The sequence below is a fragment of the Brevundimonas sp. 357 genome, assembly GCF_003938605.1.
Taxonomy (GTDB): domain Bacteria; phylum Pseudomonadota; class Alphaproteobacteria; order Caulobacterales; family Caulobacteraceae; genus Brevundimonas.
In genome coordinates this window covers 240,139-249,833 of sequence record NZ_RHWX01000003.1, presented here as the reverse complement: position 1 = coordinate 249,833, position 9,695 = coordinate 240,139, and the positions used below count along the sequence as shown (strand labels likewise).

10 protein-coding genes, 1 tRNA gene and 1 pseudogene are annotated in these 9,695 nt (G+C 66.2%); all 12 read left to right on the top strand.

The features are described 5' to 3' along the window. Window positions 1-138, top strand: a pseudogene (locus EGK63_RS04530) (IS6 family transposase); the annotation flags it as partial. A gap of 41 nt (window positions 139-179) precedes the next feature. Beyond that, the gene (locus EGK63_RS04525; RefSeq protein WP_165906528.1) at window positions 180-1,154 is read left to right on the top strand and encodes a hypothetical protein; all 975 of its coding nucleotides are present in this window, start codon (window positions 180-182) and stop codon (window positions 1,152-1,154) included. 62 nt (window positions 1,155-1,216) lie between these two features. Then, on the top strand, window positions 1,217-1,933 hold the full coding sequence (locus EGK63_RS04520) for a toll/interleukin-1 receptor domain-containing protein (RefSeq protein ID WP_125900109.1): 717 nt from the start codon (window positions 1,217-1,219) through the stop codon (window positions 1,931-1,933). 500 nt (window positions 1,934-2,433) lie between these two features. Next, window positions 2,434-2,823: a hypothetical protein gene (locus EGK63_RS16705; protein WP_243637572.1), complete on the top strand. Its 390-nt coding sequence runs from the start codon at window positions 2,434-2,436 to the stop codon at window positions 2,821-2,823. A gap of 12 nt (window positions 2,824-2,835) precedes the next feature. Continuing rightward, window positions 2,836-3,543, top strand: a complete 708-nt coding sequence (locus EGK63_RS16700; RefSeq protein WP_256375751.1) for an APC family permease — start codon at window positions 2,836-2,838, stop codon at window positions 3,541-3,543. 98 nt (window positions 3,544-3,641) lie between these two features. After that, window positions 3,642-3,715: transfer RNA gene (locus EGK63_RS04510), tRNA-Cys, on the top strand. A gap of 31 nt (window positions 3,716-3,746) precedes the next feature. Continuing rightward, window positions 3,747-4,226 (top strand): redoxin family protein, encoded by a 480-nt coding sequence (locus EGK63_RS04505; protein WP_125900108.1) that lies wholly within the window; start codon window positions 3,747-3,749, stop codon window positions 4,224-4,226. A 176-nt stretch (window positions 4,227-4,402) separates the two neighbouring features. Then, window positions 4,403-5,848, top strand: coding sequence for an aldehyde dehydrogenase family protein (locus EGK63_RS04500; protein ID WP_125900107.1), 1,446 nt, complete (start codon window positions 4,403-4,405; stop codon window positions 5,846-5,848). A 17-nt stretch (window positions 5,849-5,865) separates the two neighbouring features. Then, complete coding sequence (locus EGK63_RS04495; protein WP_125900106.1) at window positions 5,866-6,630, top strand: glucose 1-dehydrogenase; 765 nt, start codon at window positions 5,866-5,868, stop codon at window positions 6,628-6,630. Window positions 6,631-6,634: 4 nt separating this feature from the next. Beyond that, complete coding sequence (gene leuB / locus EGK63_RS04490) at window positions 6,635-7,726, top strand: 3-isopropylmalate dehydrogenase (RefSeq protein WP_165906534.1); 1,092 nt, start codon at window positions 6,635-6,637, stop codon at window positions 7,724-7,726. Window positions 7,727-7,736: 10 nt separating this feature from the next. Next, entirely contained in the window at window positions 7,737-9,023 is a 1,287-nt protein-coding gene (locus EGK63_RS04485) for an acetylornithine deacetylase/succinyl-diaminopimelate desuccinylase family protein (RefSeq protein WP_125900104.1), read from the top strand. Window positions 9,024-9,027: 4 nt separating this feature from the next. Beyond that, window positions 9,028-9,594 (top strand): cupin domain-containing protein, encoded by a 567-nt coding sequence (locus EGK63_RS04480; RefSeq protein ID WP_125900103.1) that lies wholly within the window; start codon window positions 9,028-9,030, stop codon window positions 9,592-9,594. Window positions 9,595-9,695: the final 101 nt, after the last annotated feature.

Sequence of the window (9,695 nt, the reverse complement as noted above, 5' to 3'; positions counted from 1 at the left end):
GGACAGGCTCGCCCCTGGTGCCTGCAGCCCGGCATCAGGGGCGAGGTGCGCCTTGTGGAGAGAGCTTTTGGCATTGGACCCTCGGCGCTGACGGAGGCCATGGGCATGCTCAACCACCATTTCGCAGCAGCCGCCTGATCGGCGCAGAGCGACAGCCTACCTCTGACTGCCGCCAATCTTTGCAACAGAGCCACGGCGACTTCATCGCTGTCGCTGCGACAAAGAAAATCAAACGTGAAGATATTGAAGCGGGGCAGTATAGTCACGCTGGATTAAGCATAGACGGCTCCTTCATCATCGCCGTTGGTCCAACCCACCCCCCTGCCGATGCAGGAAAGTGGTCTGAGCGGAACGCTTATGGCTGGGACCGTAAGCGTGAGGATTGGCCGATGGTCCAGAAGACATGGACCTTCGAGTCACCCAACTTCGGGGACGGCGCGCGCAACGGCTGGACAATGCGTTCTTGGACAAAAGACGTTTACCAGCACCAAATTTTTGAACCGCAGGGCATGACCATCGAAGCGAGTGTACTTGAAGATAGAGGCGGCGAGCAGGTGGTAGTCAAATTTGCTCTCGCGCCCATGCTTAGCCGAAGCGCAGCCGAGTTCGACTTAATGCTGCTTTGGGCGATCAACGTCCTGCAAGAGAATACGGGCGTCACGGGCGTGTTCGCGAGCGACGCGACGCGCGAAGAATACATTTCAACCGTCGCGCTGGACTGGCAAATTTTCCCGCCGGGCAACGCTGACGAAGTTGTTGCTCGCTTGTTGGGATCGGCCGATCCGACGAACGCCGCCGACTTTGAGAAGCATGTTCGCGAGCGGGTGCGACTGTTCGAGGGTTTCGAGCCGAGGGCCTACATACGCGGTCAGGGCGGCTTCGGCTCATATTTCGGAGCACAGTTTGCTGACGATTTAGTCGTGTTCGAGAACCTTAGATACGGCAACGCGGTCTATTTGCTGTATCAAGATTGGAATGAAGCATCGCAACGGTCGCGGCTCGATCTTCTCCGCGATCAGGACGCACACTTTGATCGCGTAGTGCATACTGATGGATGGCAAGATAGGCTTGTATCACTGTTGCACGATAAGCTCTTTGAACGCGGCCTACGGCGGCGGCGGAGTGGCTACCGGTCAAAACGTAGCGGCCGCTGACTTGCTGGAAAACAACTTCAACGTTCCGACAGAACAGTGGATGAGCAGGAGGGGGAGAGCATATGGCTAGATGTACTGCACCAGTAAGGGGACACCGCTCGGCGGCGGCGGCAGCCGACTGCCCCGCATGCGGAGGGCGTTATGGTCGCTCGGGGGGGTATGGCAGCTACGGCAGTTACAGTGATTATAGTAGCTATCGGCCATCTCCCACCCCTTCTTCGTCGGTTAACCGGGGCGGTGGCAGTTCGGGGCAGCGCAGCTCAAAGCCGCGCTGGTCCCCATCGAGTTCCGGGGTGTGGTACACGACTGAAGAAGTGAGGACACTTACTCCTGTCCGTGAATCTGTCGAAAGCCTCGCAGTTTCGCAGCCTGATCTCCGAGACGTTTTCCTGTGCCACGCGTGGGATGACCGACAGGGGGCCGCGAAAGACCTTCATGACCTTCTCGAAGCGCGCGGTGTTCGCGTGTGGTTTAGCGAAAAGGACCTCGGCCTTGGGGTGCCAATGATGCGGGCGATTGACAAGGGCTTGGTGAACTCTCGCGTAGGTATCGTGCTGGTTACGCCGGCCATGTTGCGTCGCCTACCGGCAGAAGGTGTCGCGGACAAAGAGCTTTCAGCGCTTCTTCGATGTGAGCGGCTCGTGCCAGTTGTACACGGAACGACGTACGAGGAACTTGAGAAGGTCAGCCTTCTACTAGCGTCTCGGGCTGGGTTGAACACTGCCGAAGAATCTATGGCGGCAGTTGCGGCTAAGATTGCCGAGTTGGTCGCGGCTTAGGAAAATCGGGTGATAAGCGGGTTGAGCGTCCGAACTCGGGACTAGGTGCCACCAGATCGCGATTGTGCCTGAAAGGCGGGTTTCATGGAATGTCCGCTGGAACCCGCTACTCCGCTTCGCACCCCATTTTAGCCATTCGTTCTTGCTTCAATTTAGAGGGCTATAGCGTAGGTGTAGTTCTCCGTTTCGTCGGCTTCGGCCCGCCATTAACTTCCGACATTTTCCCCTCACCCGGAGTACTCGTCGCCCACGGCTTCGGCGCTACGGTCTGCAGGCGCCGCATGCTCGCCGTCTGGTCGCCGAGCTATCGCGTTCTTTCATCCGCTACGCAGGCGGAGCTCCCTTGTCATCCGCAGCCCGCGCGGCGCCCGCCGCATTTTCTCTTCTCGTGCTACCGTCGATCCAGCCCTCTGCCGCGCAAACAAGACTTTGCGTGATATCGAGGGTGCGGCACGCCCTGACGCCGTGGCCGATTTGAGCGATGCTGCAGGACGGGAGGCGTGATCCTGGAGTACAGCCTGGTGGTCAGCGCTGTGGCCGTCAGCTGGTCCGGCTATGCGGCGCCCCTGCTGCACGACTGGCTGGGCCTGCCCATGGCCCTGATGCAGGGCCCGCACGCGTGCGGCGTGGCCAACGTCCCGGCCCTGTTCATCATCCTGGTCATCGCCGGAATGCTGATCATCGGCACCCGCAAGAGCGCCACGCTGAACCTGGCCCTGGTGGTCGTGAAGCTGTCGGCCCTGGTGCTGTTCGTCTGGTTCGCCCTGCCCCACTTCAACGGCGCCAATCTGGAGCCGTTCAGCCCCTACGGCTTCGGCCGCACCATGGGCGAGGACGGGGTCGAGCGCGGCATCATGGCCGCCGCGGCCATCATCTTCTCGGCCTTCTAAGGCTTCGACGCCATCGCCACTGCGGCCGAAGAAACGCGCAATCCCAAGCGCGACCTGGCCATCGGCATCATCGGCTCCATGCTGGTCTGCGCGGCCATCTACACCGTCATCGCCACGGCGGCCCTGGGCGCCGCGCCCTTCACCTTGTTCGCCAACAGCCCCGAGCCGCTGGCCCTGATCCTGCGCGAGCTCGGCCAGCCGGGCGCCGCTCACTTCCTGGCGGTGACGGCCGTGCTGACCCTGCCGACCGTCATCCTGGCCTTCTTCTACGGCCAGAGCCGCATCTTCTTCGTCATGGCGCGTGACGGCCTGCTGCCGCGCGGCCTGTCGCAACTATCGGCCAAGGGCGCGCCCCTGCGCATCACCGCCTTCACCACCGCCGTCGTCGGGACCATCGCCCTGTTCTTCCCCCTGGGCGAGATCGTCGCGCTGGCCAACGCCGGGACGCTGGTGGCCTTCAGCTCGGTGGCGCTGTGCATGCTGATCCTGCGCCGCCGCTCTCCGGAACTGCCGCGCGGCTTCCGCACGCCCCTGGCCTGGGTCATCGGCCCCGTGGCCATCGCCGGCTGCCTGTATCTGCTGGCCAGCCTGCCGCAGAAAACGCAGCTGTGGTTCCTGATCTGGAACGTGATCGGCGTCGGCGCCTATCTGCTCTACGGCCGTCGCTTCAGCGTCGCCCGCCGCGAGGCCAAGGAAGCCGAACAGGCCGCCGCCGACTGATCCCTATAGAGGGGGCGCTGCAACCGGCGCCCCCGCTAATCCGCAACTGGCCCAGGCGGCCCCCGGCGCCGCCTGCTATCCAGACGCCTCGCCCCGATGGCCGGATGGCGGAGCGGTTACGCGGCGGAGTGCATATCCGTCCAGCCTGGTTCGATTCCAGGTCCGGCCTCCATCGGGCGCCCTGCCGTTCAGGAGCCGCCGCCATGCACCGTCTCGCCCCCTCGATCGACGCCGTGGAATGGCTGAACACGCCCGAGCCGGTGCGCCTGGAAGACCTGCGCGGCAAGGTCGTATGCATCGCCTTCCTGCAACGCCTCTGCCCCGGCTGCTCCCACTACGCCCTGCCCCAGGCCCGGCGCGTGGCCGAGACCTTCACCTCCGGCGAGGTCGCCGTCCTGGGCGTCCACAGCGTGTTCGAGCATCACGACCAGCAGTCGGACCGCGCAGGCCTGACAAAATGGCTGGCCGAGCACGGCTGCCGTTTCCCGGTCGCCGTCGACGCGCCCTCGGCCGATACGACGGCGCCGCGCACCATGACCGCCTTCAATCTTCAGGGCACGCCCAGTCTGGTGCTGGTCGACCGGCTGGGCCGGATGCGGATGCGCCGTTTCGGCCCCGTCTCGGACTTGATGCTGGGCGCCGAGATCATGGCCCTGCTGCTGGAGCCCGCAACCCCCGCGTGAAAAGCCGCCCGCGCCTGCTTGCCCCAGTGTCAAATGCTCATTTTATTGAGCACTCAGAACACAAAATCAGTGGCTTAGACCAAAACCATAAAGGGCTTGGCGCCTGATCCGTTATCGTGCCCACTATCCTGGACGGCGAACCAGAGGGGGATCGCCCTCACAGTGAGCCTAACGACATGGTCGCGCCCTTCCCCACGGATAAGGTCTTCATCGGCGGCGTCTGGCGCCCCGCAGACGGCGACGCGACCCTGCCGATCGAGAACCCGTCGACGGGCGAGGTCATGGGCCGGCTGGCCGCCGGAACCGCCGCCGACGTGGACGACGCCGTCCGCGCCGCGCGTACCGCCTTCGACGGAGGCTGGGGCCGCACCACCGCCGTCGAACGCGGCCGCATCCTGGCCCGCATGGGGCGCGAGGTCGAAGCCCGCATCGACCTGCTAAGCGAACTGGAAGCGCTGGATGTCGGCAAGCCGCTGAAGCAGGCCCGCAACGACGTGATCGCCCTAGCCCGCTATCTCGAATTCTACGCGGGCGCGGCGGACAAGCTGCACGGCGAGACCATTCCCTTCCAGGACGGCTACACCGTCTACACCCTGCGCGAGCCGCACGGAGTGACGGGCCACATCATCCCCTGGAACTATCCGATGCAGATCATCGGCCGCTCGGTCGTGGCCGCCCTGTGCGTCGGCAACGCCGTGGTGCTGAAGCCCGCCGAGCAGGCCTCGCTGACCGCCCTGGCCTTCGCCCATATCGCCGCCGATTGCGGCCTGCCCGCAGGCGTCTTGAACGTCGTGACCGGCACGGGCGCCGAAGCGGGCGCGGCTCTGGCGGCGCATCCGGGGATCAACCACCTGTCCTTCACCGGCTCGACCGGGGTGGGCGTGGCCATCCAGCAGGCGGCGGCGCTCAACGCCGTTCCGGTGACGCTGGAGCTGGGCGGCAAGTCGCCCCAGCTGGTCTTCGACGACGCCGATCTGGACAAGGCCCTACCCTTCCTTGTCAACGCGGGCGTCCAGAACGCAGGCCAGACCTGCTCAGCCGGATCGCGCGTCCTGGTCCAGCGCGGCGTCTATGACGAGGTCGTGCGCCGCATGGCCGAACGCTTCGCCGCCCTGACCGTCGGCCCCGCAATGGACGACCGCGATGTCGGCCCGCTGGTGTCGAAGAAGCAGCAGGCCATGGTCGACAGCTTCATCGAAAAGGGCCGCGCCGACGGCCTGATCGTGGCGCAGGCGACCCTGGCCGACCTGCCCGAGGGCGGCGCCTATGTCGCGCCCACTCTGTTCGCAAACGTCGCGCCCGACCACCCGCTGGCGCAGCAGGAAATCTTCGGCCCCGCCGTCGTCGTCATCCCGTTCGAGACGGAAGACGAGGCTGTCGCCATCGCCAACGGCACCGACTACGGCCTCGTCGCCGGGGTCTGGACTAGCGATGGCGGACGGCAGATGCGGCTGTCCAAGCGGCTACGGGCCGGACAGGTCTTCATCAACAACTACGGCGCGGCGGGCGGGGTCGAACTGCCCTTCGGCGGCGTCGGCAAGTCGGGCCACGGTCGCGAGAAGGGGTTCGAGGCGCTCTACGCCTTCACCACCCTGAAGACCGTCGCGGCCCACCACGGATAGCGCAAGGGAGTAGCGTCTTGGAGGGGAACAGATCGAAGCGGCTGGAGGGCAAGCGGGCGATCGTCACGGGCGGGGCCTCCGGCTTCGGCGCCGGAATCGCGCGCCGCTTCGCCGAGGAAGGCGCCCGCGTCATCGTCGCCGACCTGAACGGCGAGGACGCCCGCACGCTGGCCGCTGAACTGGGCGACGCCGATCTGGGCGTAAAGGTCGACGTGTCCAGCGCCGCTGACGTCGTCGCTCTGGCCGAGACCGCCAACCGCCTGCTGGGCGGCGTCGACATCGTGGTCAACAACGCGGGCGTCGGCCACACGCCCCAACCGCTGGACGAACTGTCGGACGAAGCCTTCGACCGCATCGCCGCCGTCAACATGCGCTCCATCTATCTGATGTCGAAGGCCTTCGTCCCCGCGATGAAGGCGCAAGGGTCCGGCGCCATTCTGAACATCGCCTCGACCGGCGGGGTCAGCCCCCGCCCGAACCTGACCTGGTACAACGCCTCAAAGGGCTGGGTCATCACGGCGACGCGGGCCATGGCGGTCGAACTGGCGCCCTTCCAGGTGCGGGTGAACGCCCTGAACCCGGTGGCGGGCGACACCCCCCTGCTGAAGACCTTCATGGGCGCCGACACCCCCGAGGTGCGGGCCAAATTCCTGGCCTCCATCCCCATCGGCCGCTTCTCGACGCCCGAGGACATGGGCGCCGCCGCCGCCTTCCTGTGTTCGGACGACGCCTCGATGATCACGGGCGTGGCGCTGGAGGTCGACGGTGGCCGCTGCATCTGACTGCGTGTTCAAGCTTCTGGTCCTGCCCGGCGACGGCATCGGACCGGAGATCATCCGCGAGACCCTGCGCGTCGTCGACTGGGCCCGGAACGCCGGGCTGCGGATTGAACTGAGCGAGGGATTGGCGGGCGGCGCCAGCATCGACATCGTCGGCGCGCCCATCGCCGAGGATGTGGTGCAGCAGGCGCTGGCCTCCGACGCCGTCCTGTTCGGCGCCGTCGGCGGGCCGAAGTGGGACCACCTGCCCCGCGCCCAGCGCCCCGAGATGGGTATCCTGCGCCTGCGTCAGGCGCTGGACCTCTACGCCAACCTGCGCCCCGCCGTCTGTTTCGACGAGCTTCTGGACGCCTCGGCGCTCAAGCCCGACCTGATCCGGGGCCTCGATATTCTGATCGTGCGCGAGGCCACCGCAGGCGTCTATTTCAGCCTGCCCCGCGCCAATGAGGTCGGCCCCGACGGCCAGCGCCGCGCCTATGACACCCAGGCCTACACCGAGGCCGAAATCGCCCGCGTGTGCCGCACAGCCTTCGAGCTGGCCCGCACCCGCCGGCGCCGCGTCTGCTCGGTCGACAAGGCCAATGTCATGGAGACCGGCGCCCTGTGGCGCGCGGTCGCCACCGAGGTCGCCGCCGACTATCCCGACGTGGAGCTGTCGCACATGTACGCCGACAACTGCGCCATGCAGTTGGTGCGACGACCCGACCAGTTCGACGTCATCGTCACCGACAACCTGTTCGGCGACATCCTGTCCGACGCGGCGGCGGCCCTGACCGGGTCGCTGGGCCTGCTGCCCTCGGCCTCCCTGTCCGGGCTTGGGCAGGGCGGCAACAGCCGGGGCCTGTATGAACCGATCCACGGCTCGGCGCCCGACATCGCGGGACAGGGCGTCGCCAATCCCATCGCGACCATCCTGTCCTTCGCCCTGTGCCTGCGCTGGTCGTTCGACCGCGCCGATCTGGCCGACCGGCTTGAGCGCGCCGTTCGGCGCGTCGTGTCCAGCGGCGTCCGCACCCCGGATATCGCCCACCCCGGCGTCGCCGCCGTTTCCACCATTGAGATGACCGACGCGGTTCTGGCCGCCTTGGCCGCCGAGTGAGGTTCCACCGATGAGCGCCCCGACCCTGCAGACCGTCATGGACCTGATCGACGGCCGCACCGACGAACTGGTCGCCCTGACCCAGGATCTGATCCGCTTCCCCACCATCAACCCGCCGGGCGAGGCCTATCGCCCCTGTGCCGAATACATCGGCGAGCGGCTGAAGAAGCGCGGCTTCACCGTCGAATATGTGCGCGGCGAAGGCTCGCCGGGCGACAGCGATCAATACCCCCGCACCAACGTCATCGCCCGCTGGACCGGCTCCGAACCCGGCCCCTGCGTCCACTTCAACAGCCACATCGACGTGGTCGAGGTCGGCGGGGGCTGGACCGTCGATCCCTTCGGCGGCGAGGTGAAGGACGGCCGCGTCTACGGCCGCGGCGCCTGCGACATGAAGGGCGGGCTCGCCGCCTCCATCATCGCGGTCGAGGCCCTGATCGATTCCGGCCTGCCCCTGCCCGGCGCGCTGGAGATCTCCGGCACGGTGGACGAGGAGTCGGGCGGCTACGGCGGCGTCGCCTATCTGGCCGAGCGCGGCTGGTTCTCGGAGCCGCGCGTCAATCACGTCATCATCCCCGAGCCGCTGAACGTGGACCGGGTCTGCATCGGCCATCGCGGCGTCTGGTGGGCCGAGATCGAGACCAAGGGCCGCATCGCCCACGGCTCCATGCCCTTCCTGGGCGACTCGGCCATCCGCCACATGGGCGCGGTGATGGAAGAGTTCGAGAGCAAGCTCTACCCCGCCATGGCCGCCCGCCATTCCGACATGCCGGTCGTCCCTGAAGGCGCGCGTCAGTCGACCATGAACATCAACTCCATCCACGGCGGTCAGGCCGAGGGCTTCGACGGCCTGCCCGCGCCCTGCGTCGCCGATTCCAGCCGCATGGTCATCGACCGCCGCTTCCTGATCGAGGAGACGCTGGAGGACGTGAAGGGCGAGGTGAAGGCCATCCTCGACGGGCTGGCGGCCCAGCGTCACGGCTTCCGCTACGAGATGCGCGACCTGTTCCAGGTAGCGCCCAGCATGGCCGACCGCGACGGCCCCGTGGCCAGCACAACCGCCGCCGCCATCGAGACGGTGCTGGGCAAGAAGGCCCAGTTCGTCTGTTCGCCCGGCACCTATGACCAGAAGCACATCGACCGTATCGGCAAGCTGAAGGACTGCATCGCCTACGGCCCCGGCGTGCTGGATCTGGCGCACCAGCCGGACGAATGGGTGGGCATCGACGACATGACCAACTCAGCCAAGGTCATGGCTAGGGCGGCCTATGATCTGCTGACCCGCAAGCGGAGCTGACAGGATGGCGCGTGGCGACATGGAAGAAGAGAACATCATCGGCCCGCGCCTGCGCGCCCTTCGGGATCGCCTGGGCCTGTCGCAGCGCGCCCTGGCGCGCAAGGCCGGCGTGCCGTCCAGCACCGTCAGCCTGGTCGAAAGCGGCCGCACCAGCCCCTCCGTCGGCTCGCTGAAACGGCTGCTGGACGCGGCGGGCATATCGCTGGGCGACTTCTTCAGCTCGGAGTTCGAGACCCCGACCAAATACTTCTATCGCCACGACGAACTGACCGACATTTCGCGCGGCGAAGTCTCCTACCGCCAGTTGGGCTCCAGCCAGGATTCCAGCCTGCAGATCCTGTATGAGACCTATCAGCCCGGCTCGGACAGCGGCCGGGTCATGCTGTCCCACGAGGGAGAGGAAGGCGGCATGATCATCTCCGGCCGTCTGGAAGTCACCGTCGACGGCCAGTCGCGGGTGCTGAAGGCGGGCGAAGGCTATCTGTTTCCCAGCGTCCTGCCGCACCGCTTCCGCAACATCGGCGACGCGCCCTGCGTGGTCATCAGCGCCTGCACGCCGCCGACCTTCTAACGGCGCCGTTGCGAATGATCAGTATTCCGATCATTGGATTATTTTATCCTTACGCGACAGGAAGATAGGCACCCAAAGAAACAGTCTTGCTCCAAATCGAC